The 519-nt window shown below is 45.3% G+C and carries 1 protein-coding gene; it reads left to right on the top strand.

The features are described 5' to 3' along the window. Positions 1-519 (top strand): sensor histidine kinase (locus R7190_RS30740; protein ID WP_318138325.1); only part of this gene is annotated, 519 nt, incomplete at both ends.

Here is a 519-nt window from a genome sequence, read left to right as displayed (position 1 = left end):
GCGTTTTATTGCGGTAGAACGTGACATCACTGATAGACGCGAGATGGAGAAGCGTTTGTCGTCTGCATTGGATAAATCGAAAAAAGCCACGCAAGTCAAGTCGGAATTTCTGGCGAACATGAGCCATGAGATTCGCACTCCAATGAACGCGATCATGGGGATCAGCGAGATATTGCTTGAGAACGAAAACCGCCGAGAGCCAAGGGAGTTATTGCTCCTGCTGCACAAATCTGCCAATAACCTTGTGACCATCATTAACGACATCCTCGATTACAGCAAAGTCGAAGCAGGCAAGTTGACGCTTGTTGAAGAGGAGTTTGATTTGCGCTCGTTAATAGAGAGTTGCACGGCATTGTGTGCGTATCAAGCGGATAAAAAGAACCTTAAGTTATTGGTTGATATGCCATTAGCCATGAATACGGTCGTGGTCGGTGATAAAGGTCGGATTAATCAAATCTTACTTAACTTGATCGGCAATGCAGTGAAATTCACGGATGAAGGTCATGTGCAGCTGAAAGT

It is taken from the genome of Vibrio sp. 1078-1, from assembly GCF_033340475.1.
This window is presented reverse-complemented; position numbering and strand designations above follow the sequence as displayed.